At 61.0% G+C, this 16341-nt stretch carries 14 protein-coding genes; 11 read left to right on the top strand and 3 right to left on the bottom strand.

The window, feature by feature from the left end; all coding sequences use genetic code 11:
- The first annotated feature begins 56 nt into the window (after nucleotides 1–56).
- Nucleotides 57–1478, top strand: coding sequence for a cytosine permease (locus FFI94_RS04455; protein WP_138871923.1), 1422 nt, complete (start codon nucleotides 57–59; stop codon nucleotides 1476–1478).
- Here the strand turns inward: FFI94_RS04455 and FFI94_RS04460 are convergent.
- Entirely contained in the window at nucleotides 1359–2972 is a 1614-nt protein-coding gene (locus tag FFI94_RS04460; protein ID WP_138871924.1) for a PucR family transcriptional regulator, read from the bottom strand. The genes FFI94_RS04455 and FFI94_RS04460 overlap by 120 nt on opposite strands.
- 106 nt (nucleotides 2973–3078) lie before the next feature.
- Between FFI94_RS04460 and FFI94_RS04465 the strand changes: the two genes are divergently transcribed.
- The 3 genes from FFI94_RS04465 (at nucleotide 3079) to FFI94_RS04475 (ending at nucleotide 5926) form a co-directional block, all read left to right on the top strand.
- Nucleotides 3079–3558 carry a nucleoside deaminase gene (locus FFI94_RS04465; RefSeq protein ID WP_138871925.1) on the top strand — a complete coding sequence of 160 codons (480 nt, stop codon included), beginning with the start codon at nucleotides 3079–3081 and terminating at the stop codon, nucleotides 3556–3558.
- Nucleotides 3555–4511, top strand: coding sequence for an isopenicillin N synthase family oxygenase (locus FFI94_RS04470; protein ID WP_138871926.1), 957 nt, complete (start codon nucleotides 3555–3557; stop codon nucleotides 4509–4511). Before FFI94_RS04465 ends, FFI94_RS04470 begins: the two co-directional genes overlap by 4 nt.
- 266 nt (nucleotides 4512–4777) lie before the next feature.
- Nucleotides 4778–5926: a magnesium and cobalt transport protein CorA gene (locus FFI94_RS04475; RefSeq protein WP_138871927.1), complete on the top strand. Its 1149-nt coding sequence runs from the start codon at nucleotides 4778–4780 to the stop codon at nucleotides 5924–5926.
- A gap of 47 nt (nucleotides 5927–5973) precedes the next feature.
- On the opposite strand, the gene FFI94_RS04480 is transcribed toward FFI94_RS04475, so the two are convergent.
- The gene (locus FFI94_RS04480) at nucleotides 5974–6594 is read right to left on the bottom strand and encodes a hypothetical protein (protein WP_138871928.1); all 621 of its coding nucleotides are present in this window, start codon (nucleotides 6592–6594) and stop codon (nucleotides 5974–5976) included.
- A gap of 89 nt (nucleotides 6595–6683) precedes the next feature.
- On the opposite strand from FFI94_RS04480, the gene FFI94_RS04485 reads away from it, so the two are divergent.
- The 6 genes from FFI94_RS04485 (at nucleotide 6684) to FFI94_RS04510 (ending at nucleotide 13300) form a co-directional block, all read left to right on the top strand.
- Complete coding sequence (locus FFI94_RS04485; RefSeq protein ID WP_138871929.1) at nucleotides 6684–7730, top strand: ATP-dependent DNA ligase; 1047 nt, start codon at nucleotides 6684–6686, stop codon at nucleotides 7728–7730.
- Nucleotides 7730–8773, top strand: coding sequence for a non-homologous end-joining DNA ligase (gene ligD / locus FFI94_RS04490; protein WP_138871930.1), 1044 nt, complete (start codon nucleotides 7730–7732; stop codon nucleotides 8771–8773). The genes FFI94_RS04485 and ligD overlap by 1 nt, the downstream gene beginning before the upstream one ends.
- Nucleotides 8774–8822: 49 nt before the next feature.
- The gene (locus FFI94_RS04495; RefSeq protein ID WP_260683847.1) at nucleotides 8823–9335 is read left to right on the top strand and encodes a DUF6764 family protein; all 513 of its coding nucleotides are present in this window, start codon (nucleotides 8823–8825) and stop codon (nucleotides 9333–9335) included.
- A gap of 108 nt (nucleotides 9336–9443) precedes the next feature.
- Complete coding sequence (locus FFI94_RS04500; RefSeq protein ID WP_138871932.1) at nucleotides 9444–10655, top strand: serine hydrolase domain-containing protein; 1212 nt, start codon at nucleotides 9444–9446, stop codon at nucleotides 10653–10655.
- Nucleotides 10656–10670: 15 nt separating this feature from the next.
- Nucleotides 10671–11537, top strand: a complete 867-nt coding sequence (locus FFI94_RS04505; protein ID WP_138871933.1) for a hypothetical protein — start codon at nucleotides 10671–10673, stop codon at nucleotides 11535–11537.
- An 80-nt stretch (nucleotides 11538–11617) separates the two neighbouring features.
- Nucleotides 11618–13300 (top strand): FAD-dependent oxidoreductase, encoded by a 1683-nt coding sequence (locus FFI94_RS04510; protein WP_138871934.1) that lies wholly within the window; start codon nucleotides 11618–11620, stop codon nucleotides 13298–13300.
- A gap of 12 nt (nucleotides 13301–13312) precedes the next feature.
- Here FFI94_RS04510 and FFI94_RS04515 read toward each other — a convergent pair whose 3' ends face one another.
- Nucleotides 13313–15100, bottom strand: a complete 1788-nt coding sequence (locus FFI94_RS04515; protein WP_138871935.1) for an ABC transporter ATP-binding protein/permease — start codon at nucleotides 15098–15100, stop codon at nucleotides 13313–13315.
- Nucleotides 15101–15383: 283 nt separating this feature from the next.
- Here FFI94_RS04515 and FFI94_RS04520 point away from each other — a divergent pair, with 283 nt between their 5' ends.
- Complete coding sequence (locus FFI94_RS04520) at nucleotides 15384–16301, top strand: L,D-transpeptidase (RefSeq protein ID WP_138873594.1); 918 nt, start codon at nucleotides 15384–15386, stop codon at nucleotides 16299–16301.
- Nucleotides 16302–16341 lie beyond the last annotated feature (40 nt).

Here is a 16341-nt window from a genome sequence, read left to right on the forward strand (position 1 = left end):
CGGTGGCGGACAGTCTGTCGGTTGTCGCAGCTCTCCCCGCACCCCAAGGTTCTCTTATGGCAATTACCGAGGGTGTAACCGGCGAGCAGACCGGGGCGGATCGCGAGTACGGAGACCGCGTACTTGCCGTCGAACCTGGCGGAAACGAGTTCATTCCCGACGAGGATCGCCACGGCACGCCCGGCCAGTTGTTCTGGACGTGGATGTCCCCGAACCTCGAATTCGCCACGATCTTCATCGGGGTTCTCTCCGTATCCGTGTTCGGCATGACGTTCTGGCAGGCAACCCTCGGGCTGGTCATCGGAACAGCTCTCGGTGCGGCCGCGCATTTCGTGCTGTCGGCACGCGGACCCCTGCACGGTGTACCTCAAATGGTGCTCGGCCGATTGGGATTCGGATACCGAGGCAATGCTCTGCCGTCGGCGTTCATGTCGATCATGTGCGGCGTCGGATGGTTTGCGACCAACAGTGTCAGTGGCGCTTTTGCGCTCAACACACTGACTGGATTGCCGCCGGTACCTTCACTGTTGGTGATCGTGGTCATCCAGACCGTGTTTGCCTTCTTCGGGCACAACCTCGTTCAGGCTTTCGAGCGATACGCGTTTCCCGTCCTCGCCGTCATCTTTGCGATCACTGCGATTGTCATTCTGACCAAAGCCAATCCAGGTGCACCGGCGATCGAGGGTGGCGTCGGTGGCCTTGGCGGGTTCCTTCTCACGGTGGGTACCGCGTTCGGGTACGCGGCCGGGTGGACGCCCTATGCCGCTGACTACACGCGCTACCTCCCATCGTCGGTCTCGACGTTCCGAACGGGCCTGTTCGCGTCGTCCGGGCTGTTTGTCTCCTGCGTGGCACTGTCGGTTGTCGGTGCAGCATCGGTCACGATCGGTGCAGCATCGTCGGATAACCCCGCCGACGCCTTCACTTCCAATCTGCCCTCGGCACTTGCCAATCTGACGCTACTGGCCATCGCGCTCGGAGCCGTTGCCGCGAATGCGCTCAATGTCTATTCCGGCTCGATGGCTTTTGTGACCATCGGCTTGAAACTCCCGGTGAAAACGCAACGCGCCATGGTCGCAATGGTCTTCGGAGTTGTCGGATTCCTCGTTGCATGGTGGGCGCTTGCCGACGCAGCAGCAAGCTACGAAGCTTTCCTTCTTGTTGTCGCCTACTGGATCGGGCCGTGGCTCGGCATCATGTTCGCCGACCAGTATCTGCGCCGCGGGCAGCGCATCGACAATCTCCTCTACGATCCCGAGCACACCAACTGGGGTGGATTCTCAGCCTTCGTGATCGCACTCCTCACCTCGGTTCTGCTGTTCTCCAATCAGGAGAAGTTTGTCGGCTACGTCGTACGGTCAGTCCCCGAACTCGGCGACATCACGTTCTTCGTGGGATTTGTCATCGCGGGCGGGCTTTATCTCCTCGTCAACGGTTCGAAAATCTCTCGCGGCAAGTCGGTGAGCACACAGCGCTAGAAGCAGAGTTGCGTACATCGACGGCGTCGACGGGTCGTATCCGAGTAGCGCCCGGATGCGATCGAGTCGTTGATAGAGCGACTGCCTCCCCAGATGTAATGCGGCCGCTGAACGTGTTGCGCTGCAACCGTGTCGGAGATGAACTTCGAGTGTTCCGGTGAGATTACTCGAATGGGTGTCGTCCCAGGAAACCAAAGGAGCGACGACGGAGACCATTCGCTCCCGGACGTCCACGGGCAACTGGTCCACCGCAAGTTCCGGTGCCAGTTCGCGCGTAGTTGTCACCACGCGTCCGGCGAGCCAGGTCCGACGAGCCGACGTCGCAAGGCGAAGCCCTGATCTGGCAGCGTGTAGTGCCGCACTTACCTCCGACGGCGTCAACGCACACGGGTCTCCGATCACCACCGTGACACCGTCGGTAATGTTGGACGACAAGGATGTTCCGAATGCCGCACTCACGGCTCCGACAGCATCGATTGTCTTGGCAGGCACCGCGACAAGACCGAAAGTGCTGGCATGAACTTCGGCTGCCAGATTGGGTTGACCGAGCAGTTTGGCTGCAGAATCAAGCAGACGTATCGCGATTCGTGAGCCAGGGGAGTCGATAGCGATCGCAACGACGCGGTGCCCGGGAGTGGGATGGAACCCGGCGGCCGCGGATCTGACGCGAAGGTCGATCTGCCGTACGTCGCCCCGCTCCAGCAGATCCGACACGAGGGTAGCGGCCGCTCGCTGGGGGCGGCCGGTCAGGCTTCCCGAATAGGTCAGTGCCAACCCCAACGAACCGGCAGCGCGTTGCAACAGCCCATGCAACGTCGCCGGATTCAGTGTCGAACCTGGTCCCGCCGTCAGGGTTCCCCAGATTCCGTCTCTGGAATGGATAGCGGCAGTGGCAGTTCCGGCGTCAGCGGCACGCCACGCAGATCGATCATCGTCGACGCCATGTGCCGCGACGAGGGCGCCGCTGCCGCTTGTCACGATCAACGGGCAGCCGGTTACGTCGCTGATGCGCTCGAGCAGAGTGGCGACACCGCTGCCTGCCATCAATTCGATTTCGAGCACCCGCGCAAGATCGTTTCCCAGGCGCAGGACCGAGACTTCACGCGAAATGATCTCCGTGTTCGCGTTCTGGCACAGTTCGATGAAAGGGACAACAGTTCGGAGTGCGATCAGCGGCATCCCCATGATCGATGCCTCCTCGATCATGTCCGGCGGAATCATGTCGAAGGTTCGCCCGAGTTCTACGGCAACCCCGGCGACGTTTCGATTCCCGACTTCTCGCAGATAATGCCGCCTTGTCCCCGGATCGACTCCGGACAGCCCCAAGCCGGTGGTGAGCAACAGTTCATCCCCGGACAGCAACGGACTGATCTCGTAGATCTCGCTCGAATGGACCCAACGGACCACCCGTCCCAACTGGCTGCCACCTGCTAGAACCTGCGGATCGGCCCCACGAAACTGGTTGTCGAGTAGCTCGCGCACGGTGAGAGTCATCGGTTCGGCTTTCCTCACTCTGGGCGACAGTATGTCCACACTAGGGGCGGCTCGTTACAACAATGTGTCAGTTGTGGATGTAGCCGGAACCGCAGAAGGTAGAGGTATGTCGACGACTGTGACGAGCGCTTCTCGCGCTCTCGACCCCCAGACAATGTTGCAGGCAGCGATAACCGAGGCTGAACTCGGCCGCAGTGAGGGTGGAATCCCCATCGGCGCGGCACTCTTCGCATCCGACGGCACCCTTCTCGGGAGTGGCAGAAACCGTCGAGTCCAGCATGACGATCCCTCGGTGCACGGTGAAACCGACGCCTTCCGTGCCGCCGGCCGGCAACGCGACTATCGGCAGACCATTATGGTCACCACTCTCTCGCCGTGTTGGTACTGCAGCGGACTCGTGCGTCAGTTCAACATCGGATCCGTGATCGTCGGTGAAAGCGTCACATTTACCGGCGGGCACGAGTGGCTCCGAGAGAACGGGGTGTCTGTCACCGTTCTGCGGGATCAGCACTGCATCGATCTGATGACCGAGTTCATCGAAACAAATCCGGCACTGTGGAACGAAGACATCGGAGTAGCAGAATGAAAGCTGTATCGACCGTGGATATTTCCCTGTGGCGAGCCGGCGGCCTCGGTGCCGAAGCTGTCGCGCGTGAGGTGGACGAAGGGCTGCAACGGGCGGGCTTCCTCCTCGTCCGTGGGCATGGGATCACGCGGGAACTTGCCGCCGACGTGCGCGCCGCGGCGCGGAAGTTCTTTGCACTACCGGAGTCGACCAAAGCCAGGTATGCCGCAGCAGTCGGCGAACGCGGATGGATCGGTCCGGGAATGGAGGCAAACGGCTACTCCGAGGGAACCGAAACTCCGCCGGATCTCAAGGAAACCTTTGCGATCGGAGCGGAAACTCGGACGGGAGATCCACTGGTCGACGACGTCTGGTTCCTCTCCAACGTCTGGCCGAGCGAGGTCGCCGAACTTCACGAACTCTTGACCGTCTACACCGCGCAGATGCGTCGACTGTCGGACGATTTGCTGGAGATGTTCGCCGCAGCACTAGGTTTGGCGAATAACCCGTTCGACGGGCTTGCCGACCTCCCCACCTGGACGTGCAACATCAACCACTACCCACCGATGAGCGTGGTGGGTGAGCCTGAGCCGGGACAGTTCCGCATCGGTCCGCACACAGATTTCGGAACGGTGACAGTTCTCGATCGTGAGCTCGGATCCGGCGGACTGCAGGTGTACACGGACGAGGGCGGCTGGGAAGACGCTCCGTACGACGCCGAAGCGCTAACGGTCAACATCGGGGACCTCCTCGAGTACTGGAGTGGCAAACGCTGGCCGTCGGGCCGGCACCGCGTGCTTCCTCCCCAGACGGACGCTCCGGAGGAAGATCTGGTCTCGCTCATCTACTTCTACGAACTCAATCACGACGCAGTGGTTACCCCGTTGGAGTTGCCGATCGGGCGGGTTTCCGGCCTGGAACCCGTCGTGTCGGCCGACTTCATCAAACTTCGGCTGGACGCGATCACTCTCTAGTTGGCGGAATCCTGGGTTTGTCCAGTTCCAGGAAGAGGGGTAGTGTGTGGGCGTCGTGCGCCGTCCGAGTGCATGATGATCGAGTAGGAATTCAGGGAAGAGGAGGTGTGGCTTGTAATGCGTGGCCAACCTCCGAGTACCAACTGAAGCTGTAGACCACCCGGATTGGCGGGTATTTTGCTGCAGCTTCATCGTGTGTTCATCGGCCTGACGATTCGCTGTGAAGCGAACCCGGCCGTTCACTCTTCCTTGAAAGCTGTTGCAGCATGTCTGAATTCAAGTCCCGCAGGTCGCCATTTCCACGTCGTTCGGCAGGTTTCGGTGACAGCCGAACCGGCCATGTGCGTGCCCGTACCGTCGTGAAGGCCGCACCGGCCGATGCGATTGCGCCGGTGGAAGCCACGGTGGTGAACAGTGGCGTGTACCGCGACGGAGCTCGTATCGCGTCGCCGTCCACGCTGGCCGAAGCGTTGTCGTGCCTGCCGGATTCGCAGTCGATGGCATGGATCGGGCTGTACCGTCCTGATGACGCTCAATTGTATGCTGCAGCACAACATTTCGATCTGCACGAGTTGGCTGTCGAAGACGCGATCGTCGCCCATCAGCGGCCCAAGCTCGAGCGCTACGGTGAGACCCTTTTTGTCGTGCTGCGCGCTGCGCGCTACCGCGACGAGACCGAACGCGTCGAATTCGGCGAACTGCACGTGTTCTGCGGCCCCAATTTCGTTCTCACTGTCCGTCACAGCGAATCGCCGGACCTCACCGCCGTGCGAACCAGAATGGAAAACGATCCCGATCTCCTCCGTCTGGGGACGGAAGCGGTTCTCTACGCGATCCTCGACGCGGTCGTCGACGGCTATGCGCCGGTTGTCGCCGGCCTGCAGAACGACATCGACGAGATCGAGACCGAGGTATTCAGCGGTGATCCCGGAGTGTCGCGTCGTATCTACGAATTGACCCGTGAAGTCATCGAATTCCAGAGGGCCACAAGGCCGTTGCTCGGTATGCTCCGTGGACTGTCCGCCGGATTCGACAAATACCACACCGACGAAGAATTGCAGCGGTATCTCCGCGATGTCACCGACCACGCGACAACGGTGGTCGAGCAGGCCGACGGGTTCCGGCAGCTGTTGGGAAACATCCTGACCGTCAATGCAACTCTGGTGTCGCAGAATCAGAACGAGGAAATGCGAAACCTCACGCACGCAAGTTATGCGCAGAACGAGGAAATCAAGAAAGTGTCGGCGTGGGCAGCAATTCTCTTTGCCCCGACACTGATCGGAACCGTGTACGGCATGAACTTCGACGACATCCCGGAACTGCACTGGCAGTTGGGGTATCCGTTTGCACTCTCGATGATGGTGCTGACATGTGGAAGTCTCTACACGATTTTCAAGCGGCGAGGCTGGCTCTGACTGTGCGCCTTTGTCAACCGCCCGCGGTTGACAAAGGCGCACAGCGATTACATGGTTGCCGTGCAGACGGTGAACTTGCGTTCGGCGTGCTCGAATCCCGAATCTGCGTCGGAACCACAATCGTCGATGGACGTCGAGCCCTGCAGGATTTCGATTACCTGGACAACGTCGCTTCCCGAATCGCCGCAGTCGATACGGGCCGGCTCGTCGTCGAGGCCGCCAGGTCCGAGATCCATGCATCCGCCGACGACCCAGTCGATGTCGAGGCAGACAGCGCCCTGTTCCTGACCGAGGAGAGTCTCGTAATAGGTCTGATCGATGTCGGACGCGCACTGATCCGACGTGGGGGCTTTGGAGACAACCTTGTAGTTGGATTCATCGCTGCCGCACACGGCGTGGTCGATTTCGGCGTCGTTCGCGGTGCCGCCGATCTTGACGCAGTCTCCGATGCTCACGTCGATATCGACGTCACCGCCCGCGTCGGTGCCCTCTTGACCGTCGATTTTCGAGGTCGTGGGACTCGCTGACGTGGTGGTCGAATCTGCCACGGATGATGATGATTCCGCGATGGCTTTGGGTTCGATGTCAGATCCGCACCCGACGGTGAAAATGGCGATCGCAGATGTCGCGATTACCGCTGTACACAGGCGTCCGAAGATTCCGGACATGAAGCCCCCTTTGCTAGATCTTGAACTGTTCGGGATCTATTCCACTTGACCGCTAGTCGAATTGCGAATTGGACTGTCAGTATGAGTGGGTGGACCTCCCTCAGATGCCGCCGCTCGCCCCGATGTTGGCGAAGGCCGCTACGACAGTGCCGGTACAACCCGAATCCGATGAGCCGATGTGGTCGTACGAACCGAAATGGGATGGCTTTCGGTCGATTGTCTTCCGCGACGGGGACGAGGTGGTCCTCGGTTCTCGAGGCGGAAAGGACCTGGCACGGTACTTTCCCGAAATCGTCGAAGCAGTGAAAGCGGAACTGCCTGACAGATGCGTGGTGGACGGCGAGCTCGTCGTTCCTCGGGAAGTGAACGGTGTGACGCGGCTGAGTTGGGAAGCGCTGTCCGAACGTATCCATCCGGCGGCCAGCCGGGTGAAATTGCTCGCCGAGCAGACACCAGCGCAATTTGTCGGATTCGACCTGCTGGCGCTTGGAGATCGCGACGTAGCGGCCGAAGATTTCACGCTACGACGCGCATTGTTGGTCGACACGATCGGCGGCGGTCTCAGCTGCCATGTCACGGCTGCCACTTTCGACAGCGGTGAGGCGATGCGGTGGTTCGAGATGTTCGAAGGCGCTGGTCTGGACGGTGTGATCGCCAAGAAGCTGGTCGGCCCCTACCTGCCGAACAAGCGCGAAATGATCAAGGTCAAGCACGCTCGAACGGCAGATGTCGTACTGCTCGGATATCGTCCGCACAAGAGCCAACCGGGGATCGGGTCGATGCTGCTGGGTTTGTTCGACGGCTCCGAATTGAAGATGGTCGGTGGCGCTTCGGCATTCACCGCGGCGCGGCGCATCGAGTTGCTGGAAGAACTCGAACCGCTCCGCGTCGGCGACGACGTGGTGGCCGAAGGGGAGGCAAGCCGATGGAAGTCGGCGGCCGACCGCTCGTGGGTTCCGCTCCGCCCGGAGCGGGTGTTGGAAGTGGCATACGACCAAATGGAAGGGGAACGCTTCCGGCACGCAGCGCGTTTTCTGCGGTGGCGTCCGGATCGGGTTCCCGACGAGTGCACGTTCGATCAGTTGGAGGTTCCGGTGCGGTACGACTTCGCGGATGTCCTTGCAGGTGGTGTGTGATGGCCAGTCCGGCAGTGGAACTGGATGTCGACGGAATCGCGGTTCGTCTCTCCAGCCCCGACAAGATCTACTATCCGCAATTGGGCGCAGACGGCGGGACCAAGCGTCATCTTGTGGAGTACTACCGCACAGTCGCGTTACAGGGCGCCGCGGTGGCCGCACTGAAGGATCGACCGACTCACCTTCAACGTTTCCCCGACGGTATCGAAGGCGAAGAGGTCTACCAGAAACGGTTGCCGGCAAAACGACCTGAACACGTCCAATCCTGTGAGGTCATGTTTCCGTCCGGGCGCAAGGCCGATGTCCTGCGAGTACAGAACGCTGCCAACATCGTGTGGGCAGCGAACCTCGGGACCATCACGTTCCATCCTTGGGCAGTGCGCTGCCCGGATACCGATCACCCGGACGAATTGCGGATCGACCTCGATCCGCAGCCCGGTACCGGCTTTGCGGAGGCCGTTGCGATCGCTGACGATGTACTGCGTCCACTCCTGTCGGAATTGGGTTTGGAAGGGTTCCCCAAGACGTCCGGCGGACGGGGCCTGCACGTGTACATTCCGATCGCGCCGCGCTGGGATTTCATCGAGGTTCGCCACGCGGGAATTGCACTTGCCCGTGAAGTCGAACGACGCAGCGGCGATCGAGCGACAACGGCGTGGTGGAAGGAAGAACGTGGTGAGCGGATCTTCATCGACTTCAACCAAAATGCCAGGGACAGAACGATTGCCGCGGCCTATTCTGCGCGCAAGACGCCGATAGCAACCGTGTCGACGCCGGTGACGTGGGACGAACTGCGCGACGTACACCCCGATGACTGCACTATCGCGACGGTCCCGAGTCTGCTCGCCGACCGCGGTGATCCGATGGCAGCGATGCACGAGAAAGCCTTCGAACTCGATGTTCTTCTGGAAATGTTCGACAAGGACACCGCGGCTGGATTGGGAGACCTCCCTTATCCGCCCAACTACCCCAAAATGCCGGGTGAGCCGAAACGGGTGCAACCGAGTCGCGATCGAGATCGGAAGGAGCCGGAAACCGAGTAGCGTCTGAATCGGACAAATCCGAGACTCGCGAGTGCATTGTGAGGTTGAAATGGATCACCGGGGCGCACGGGTAACCGGATTATTGATGGGTGGCGGGATAATTGCTGCTCTGAGCATTGTCGGCGCAACTTCACACGCGTCGGCCGCAACGTTGGACTGCTCTGCGAGAGGGCTCGACCAGACTCTGGTGGACGGCTCGTCGGCCTGCCGGGCGGTGGCCGATGCCGGCAGTTCCGCTATCTCGCATGTCGAAGGTGACGGAGTGGGGGCCGCGGACTCGCGTGACGGCGGCACGTCTGCTGGGCTTGCGATGTTCGGTGGTGTCGCGGCGGCGGAAACACGCGGTGGCATGCTTGCTGCCGTTGCTTTCGGGCGGGATTCGTTAGCTCTCGGCCGCACCGCGTCACCCTTTGCACTCGTGTTGGCGGGTCCAGGCGGTCGCGCCGCCGTCGGCGACGCCGACGTTGGCGCAATCTGCGGCGGGGGCCCTGCGCTGGTTTTCAATATCGCGACTGCTCAGGGGTGTTTCAGCGATGGAATATCGACCTGGACGCTGCCGTGACGGTACCTCGCACTACAGTTCACATCGTGACACCGGTCACAAGGATGTAAAGCTGTGGTGGGTCGATCAGGGCAGTTGGCCGTGATCAAACGGGGATCGGAGGACGCGATGACTGCAAACGCACGGCGCGGTTCACTCGCATACACAGAGTCGCCGGCGCGGACCGAGTTGTATGTGGATCGTCGATTCCTGCCACTGGCAGACCGGTTCTTTGCGATGTACCGGCAACCGCAGCAAGGCGGCGGCGCTTTGGTCGCGTATCAGGGCGGCGAGAAAGTACTCGACATCTGGGCCGGATATGCCGACCGTGACCGCCGTTGGGACCACGACACGATCTCGCTCTCCTTCTCCACCGGCAAAGGCGTGGCCAGTACCGTCGTACATCGTTTGGCTGAGCGCGGATTGATCGATTACGACGCACCCGTTGCGCAGTACTGGCCTGAGTTCGGCGCCGCAGGCAAAGACAAGATCACCGTTCGTGAATTGATGACGCATCGCGCCGGCCTGCACAAGGTGCGTGGGTTGATGCGCAATCCGCTCGATCTCATGGACTACGACGCCGTAGTCGCCGCGCTGGCTGAGAGCAAGCCGGATCCGCGCCGGCTCAAGGGACCCGGATACCACGCGGTGACCTACGGATGGTTGGTAGCCGAGTTGGTTGCGCGGGTGACCGGACTTCCCTTCACAGACGTCGTCGAGGCGGAGATCGCGAAGCCTCTCGGTGTCGACGAATTCTGGTTCCGGGTACCCATCTCCGAGCGGACGCGTATCGCGAAACTGTTTCCGCACATCAACCCGGCAGGCCTCAACTGGGCGTTTGCCTCCACGGTTCTCTCTCATGTCGGACCTACTCGAGGTCTGGCCGAGGCGGCGATGCCCGACGGGTTCGACGTGATGGTTCGTAATCCCGCGGTGCACGATACGGTGATGCCGGGTTGGAACGGGGTCTTCAGCGCGCGGGCGCTGGCGAGAATGTATGCGGCAATTGCCAACGGCGGCATGCTCGACGGAAAGCGGTTCCTGAAAGAGTCCACCATCGAACAGATGGCGACCATTCAAACGCGAGAGCGTGACTACGTGCTTGCCGTTCGGCCCAATTGGGCTCTCGGCTATCACCCGCCGATCATCGCGGCACGCCGTCAACCGCGCAACGCCATCGGCCATTACGGGGTCGGTGGTTCGGGTGCGTACGCCGACCTCGACAGTGGTCTGTCCTTGGGTTTCACGACCAACCGATTGGGTAGTGCCGTAACAGCGCTCGGCGACCTTCGTCTTGCCAGGCTGGGAGCCGAGGCACAGGAGTTGGCGCGTCGAACATAGGCGGGTGAGGGGAAAATGGTCGTCGATCTTGCGGCAGCAACACGATTTCTGGCGGGCAACGGCCGGATACTCGACCGTCACCGGTTGAATTTGGTTCTGGGACAAGGTGATCGCGATGGTGCCTTGGCGTCCGTCGACGGCTACCGAAATCCCGACGGTGGGTACGGCTGGGGTCTCGAGCCGGACCTGCGCTCGTCAAGCAGTCAACCAGGTGGCGCACTGCATGCGTTCGAGGTTTTTGCCGATGCCGGTACGGCGACCCCGCGGGCCCTGGAATTGTGTGACTGGTTGCAGTCGATATCGCTCGTCGACGGCGGTTTGCCCTTTGCCCTTCCGATTTCCGAGCCGGCGGGGTGCGCGCCGTTCTGGGTCGACGCGGATCCGACCGTGTCGTCATTGCAGATCACGACCATCGTGTGCGCTACGGCGTTGCGGGTGGCCGAATTCGATTCCGCAGTGGCCCAGCACCCCTGGCTCGACTCGGCGGTTCGGTTCTGCCTGGGTGCAATCGAGCGTGCCGGGACGTTCAGCGCTCTCGAATTGGCGTTTGCGTTGCAGTTCCTCGACGCGGCGAACGAGGTTCGGTTGGTGGCAAAGCTCGGTGCGCTGATTCCTCCCGACGGAGTGGTGCACGTGGACGGGGGTGCCGACGACGAGTACATGCGCCCGCTTGATTTCTCGCCGTATCCGGGAGGACCAACCCGCACGCTGTTTCGTGGGGACGTGATCGAGGAGGAACTGTCCGCGTTGGCGTCGCGGCAGTGCGACGACGGCGGATGGACGGTAAATTTCGACAGTTATTCACCCGCTGCTGCACTTGAATGGCGTGGTCATGCCACCGTTTCTGCAGTTGACTTGTTGAAACGCAACGGCGTGATCTGAAAAGCGTTCTCGCACCAAATTGGAACACGTTATAGTCTGGAAAGTAGACGTGCTTTGTGGTTCAGGGATAGGGGAGAGCAATGGCGTATGTGATCACGCAGCCGTGCTGTAACGACGCCTCGTGCGTGGACGTGTGCCCGGTCAACTGCATTCATCCGACGCCTGACGAAGCCCAGTTCGCCACCACCGAAATGCTCTACATCGACCCGGACACCTGCATCGACTGCGGTGCCTGTGTGGACGAGTGCCCGGTCGAGGCCATCTACGCCGACAACGAACTTGCCGAAGCTGACGCGCCTTACCTCGAGATGAACGCGTCGTACTTCGAGAAGCATCCGATGGGGCCGGACTGGCCGGAGCCGATAACCATGGCCAAGATCCCTCCCGAGTTGGGGATACTTCGGGTCGCGATAGTCGGTTCGGGGCCGGCTGCGTGTTACGCGGCGATGGAACTGACCGGCAAGCCGCGAGTCGAGGTCGACATTTTCGATCGCCTGCCGACGCCGTACGGGTTGGTCCGAGCGGGCGTGGCTCCCGATCACCCGGGTACCAAGGGCGTCACCGACCAGTTCCGGGCCGTGGTGTCGAAGAAGACGGTGCACTGCCATTTCAATGTCGAGGTAGGTAAGCATATTTCGCATACCGAACTGCTCGAGCACCATCACGCGGTGGTCTACGCGGTAGGCGCGGCGGGTGACCGCAAGCTCGATATTCCGGGTGAAGATCTTCCGGGAAGTCACGCCGCTACCGAATTCGTAGCCTGGTACAACGGTCATCCGAGTTACGCCGACCGTAGTTTCGATCTGTCGGGGGAGCGGGCCGTCATCGTCGGCAATGGCAACGTGGCACTCGACGTCGCGCGCATACTTGTCACGGACCCCGAGGTTCTGGCCAAGACGGACCTTGCGGATCATGCCCTCGCAGCGTTGCGTAACAGCAATATTCGTGAAGTGGTGATCCTCGGTCGCCGGGGTCCGGCCCAGGCTGCCTACACCAACCCCGAATTGCTGGCGCTGGGCCAGATGGCTGATGTGGACGTCGTCGTGGATCCGGCAGAGGCGGAACTCGACGATTCGAGTCGAGCTTTTGTCGAGAGCGACGCAGCAGAGCCGTCGGTGCTTCTCAAGGTGAAGCAGGCCCAGGAATTTGCCTCGCACACAGCCGATCCCACGCGTAAGCGCATTGTTCTTCGATTCCTCACCTCGCCGGTGGAAATCCTCGGCGACGGCAGTGTGGAGCAGATTCGCATCGTGAAAAACGAACTGATCGCAACACCCACCGGTCAATTGTCCGCGCGGCCCACGGAGGAAACCGAGACCCTCGACACCGGACTGGTATTGCGCTCCGTCGGGTATCGAGGAACGCCCGTCGCGGACCTCCCGTTCGACGACGCACGGGGTGTGATCCCGAACGAGAACGGCCGCGTGATCGATCCGGAATCAGGGATGCCCATGCCGGGTGTTTACGCGGCGGGGTGGATCAAGCGTGGACCAACCGGTGTGATCGGCACGAACAAGTACTGCTCGGCCGAAACCGTTTCGATGATTTTCGACGACTTCGCCGCTGGGCGTCTTGCAACGCCGAGCGCCGAAGCGGAGAAGTTGACGGTACTTCTCGCTGACAGGTCACCGGATCAGGTGGACTACCAAGGCTGGCAACGAATCGACAAGGCCGAGCGCGCATCCGGGTCGGCAGTCGGCCGTCCGCGAACCAAGCTTATTTCGATCGAATCGATGCTCGCGGCCGCTCGCGAGGAAGGCTAGCGGAGATTGTTTTCAACCCACGTGCTCGGTGAGTGACCATTGTCCCGAACCCTGCAGTTCGAGTTGCCGATTGTGAAAGACGTTGAGGGTGCTGCGATGCCCCACGCTGACCATGATGCTGTCGGGCAGTTCGCTGCGAAGCATGCGGTAGAGCGAGTATTCGAGGCCTTCGTCGATCGCGGATGTCGCTTCGTCGAGGAACACGGTGCGGGGATTGGCCAGAACGACCCGGGCAAACGAGAGTCGCTGCTGTTCGCCCGGAGACAGGATTCGCGTCCAATCGGCTACCTCGTCGAGGCGGTCGGTCAGATGCGCCAGATGTACTTGGCCGAGTACCTCGTGGAGTCTGCCGTCGGGGGCGATCGATTGATCCGGATACGCCAGTCCGGTGCGCAGCGACCCCAGTGGCAGGTACGGGCGCTGGGAAAGGAAGAGGGACTTACCGGCCGGCCGGGTTACCGACCCGTCCGCGTACGGCCACAATTGTGCGAGGCTCCGAAGCAACGTGGTCTTACCGCTGCCGGACGCACCCTTGACCAGCAGGGCGTCGCCGTGATCGAGCGTCAGATTCAGCTCGGAGATCAGAGTCTCGCCGGACGGCTTGCGTACGTGGAGTTTTCGGATGACGAGTTGATCTCCACCGTCCGAAACATCGAGCGTCGGTAGCGCCCGAGCTTGTTTGTTGGCGTCGGCGAGGCCGGTCAAGCGAATGAGGGTGGCGCGAAAACTCGCGAAATCGGCGTACGACTCGCGGAAGAACGACAGCGAGTCGTGGACTTGGCCGAACGCCTGCGCCGTTTGCATGACGTCGCCGAAAGTGACCTGCCCCTTGAACAACCGATCGCCCTGCACCAAGAACGGGAAGATGACCGCGGTCTGGTTCACGGCGAGATTGAAGCCGCTGAACTTCAGCGTCCGGAATACGATGGCCCACATGTTGCGGATCACGGCAGCGAAGCGTGTTGCGAGAGTTCGACGCTCGACGTCCTCCCCGCGATAGAACGCAATGCTCTCGCCGTACTCCCGCAATCGCACCAGCGCATAGCGAAAGGTTGCCCCAAATTTCTCATTCAGAAAGTTCAACATGATCAGCGGTCGGCCGATCCAGAATGCCAACGCGGTGGTCACCAGCACATAGATGTAGACCAGGAAGATCATCGCCCGCGGAATCTCGGTACCGAAAATGGTCAACGGTCCGGAGAGATTCCACAGGATTGCGGTGAAGCTCACAATCGACACCATCGCGGTGACGGCACCCATCGACAACGTATTGGCTGATGTGACAAATGCGGTGATGTCCGCCTGGATACGTTGATCCGGATTGTCGATCGGGTCGTGCAGGAATTCTCCGCGGTAGTACGCAAGACCGTCGAGCCAGTCGTCGGTCAAGTTGTTGTTGAGCCAGATGCGCCAATTGATGACGAGGGCCTGCCCGACAAAGTATGTGAGGAGCGAGCTCACGACGTGGATGACAGCCAAGATGGCGAACACTCCGAGGTAGTGCCAGAATCCGGCTTCGTCGAGGTTTTGAATCGTGTCGTAGAAATCCTTGTACCAGTACGAGAACAACACCGTCACGCGCACAGCCCACACTGTGAGCAGCAGGAGTACCGCAAGGATCAGCAACGGGACGGGGCTGCGACGGGGGTTGAAATACGGCCAGGCCATCCGTCGAAACTGACTACCCCAATGGGTGAAGCGAGCCAGCAGAATTGCCGTGATCGCGAAGGCGGCGGCGGTGATCGTATATGCCTTTGCCAGCCACAACGCACTGTCCGGAACTGCGGTGCTCCAGTTCACGTGCACCTCCGTCGCAGAACGGAAAAGGCGATCCCGTCGGATACGGAAGCTGAAAAACGGATTCACCGAAGTGAGCGCCGCCAAACCTGGAAAGTCGAGCTGCATGACCGTTGACAGCTACGGTTCAGCGAACCTTCGTATTGCTGGATTTCTCGTTTTATGTGTTAATTACAAGGGAATTGTGCGGTTTGCTCCGAATGGCGCGTTGACGTCGATGCCAGGCGGGTATCGACGTCAGCCACGCATGACCAGCAAATGCACGTTGTCGAAGGAAAGTAGTGAGATGGTCAGCAAGCGAGTGCGTCGGACGTCCCGGATAGCTGTGGCAGTTGTCGGAGTAGTGGCTGCAGGCCTCACCTTTGCCGGACCGGCCGCGGCTTTCCCTCTCTTTCCCGGTGGTCCGGAGATTCCCGTACCCGTCGTCGCAGGTGTTGCCGGCCTCGACCCGGCGCTCCCCGGTTTCATGGGCACAGCGGATCAGATCCCCGCCCCGGTTCCCAACTTCTCGGCGCCGTCGGTGAACCCGTCCAACGGTGAGCGAGTCGGCATCGCCCAGCCTGTCATCATCCGCTTCAACGAATCGATCGATGACCGTGCCACCGCGGAACGTGCTATTCGCGTCACCACCAATCCGCCGGTCGAGGGCAACTTCTACTGGATCAACAACAGCCAGGTGCGGTGGAAGCCGACGCAGTTCTGGCCCGCGAACATCTCCGTGACCGTCGACGCCGGTGATTCGCACTCCACGTTCAACATCGGTGACGCGCTCGTCACCGTCGCGGACGACAACACGAAGCAGGTCACCGTTACCCGCAACGGCGAGGTGGTGCGCACCATGCCGACGTCGTTCGGCAAGCCGGGACACGAAACACCGAACGGTACGTACATCGTCGGCGAGCAGCTGCGCGACATGTACATGGATTCGTCCACGTACGGCGTTCCGATCGATTCTCCGGAGGGCTACCGCACCTACGTCGAGTACGCGACACGAATCTCCTACAGCGGCATCTTCGTCCACGCCGCTCCGTGGTCGGTTGCGCAACAAGGTTTCACCAACGTCAGCCACGGCTGCCTCAATGTCAGCACCGAGAATGCCAAGTGGTTCTTCGAGAACGCAGGCAAGGGGGACCCGGTGATCGTGCAGAACACCGCCGGTGGAGTCCTCAGCGGCGCCGACGGATTGGGTGACTGGAACCGCTAGAGCTCGTCGACGAAGGCCCTGCGCGAGAAGTATTCGCGCA

The sequence above is a fragment of the Rhodococcus sp. KBS0724 genome (genome assembly GCF_005938745.2).
GTDB lineage: Bacteria > Actinomycetota > Actinomycetes > Mycobacteriales > Mycobacteriaceae > Rhodococcus_F.

Excerpts from the sequence above, each read along its gene's own strand:
- FFI94_RS04455 (WP_138871923.1), top strand. The coding sequence starts at position 57 with ATGGCAATTACCGAGGGTGTAACCGGCGAGCAGACCGGGGCGGATCGC.
- FFI94_RS04460 (WP_138871924.1), bottom strand. The coding sequence starts at position 2,972 with ATGACTCTCACCGTGCGCGAGCTACTCGACAACCAGTTTCGTGGGGCC.
- FFI94_RS04465 (WP_138871925.1), top strand. The coding sequence starts at position 3,079 with ATGTCGACGACTGTGACGAGCGCTTCTCGCGCTCTCGACCCCCAGACA.
- FFI94_RS04470 (WP_138871926.1), top strand. The coding sequence starts at position 3,555 with ATGAAAGCTGTATCGACCGTGGATATTTCCCTGTGGCGAGCCGGCGGC.
- FFI94_RS04475 (WP_138871927.1), top strand. The coding sequence starts at position 4,778 with ATGTCTGAATTCAAGTCCCGCAGGTCGCCATTTCCACGTCGTTCGGCA.
- FFI94_RS04480 (WP_138871928.1), bottom strand. The coding sequence starts at position 6,594 with ATGTCCGGAATCTTCGGACGCCTGTGTACAGCGGTAATCGCGACATCT.
- ligD (WP_138871930.1), top strand. The coding sequence starts at position 7,730 with ATGGCCAGTCCGGCAGTGGAACTGGATGTCGACGGAATCGCGGTTCGT.
- FFI94_RS04495 (WP_260683847.1), top strand. The coding sequence starts at position 8,823 with ATGGATCACCGGGGCGCACGGGTAACCGGATTATTGATGGGTGGCGGG.
- FFI94_RS04500 (WP_138871932.1), top strand. The coding sequence starts at position 9,444 with ATGACTGCAAACGCACGGCGCGGTTCACTCGCATACACAGAGTCGCCG.
- FFI94_RS04505 (WP_138871933.1), top strand. The coding sequence starts at position 10,671 with ATGGTCGTCGATCTTGCGGCAGCAACACGATTTCTGGCGGGCAACGGC.
- FFI94_RS04510 (WP_138871934.1), top strand. The coding sequence starts at position 11,618 with ATGGCGTATGTGATCACGCAGCCGTGCTGTAACGACGCCTCGTGCGTG.
- FFI94_RS04520 (WP_138873594.1), top strand. The coding sequence starts at position 15,384 with ATGGTCAGCAAGCGAGTGCGTCGGACGTCCCGGATAGCTGTGGCAGTT.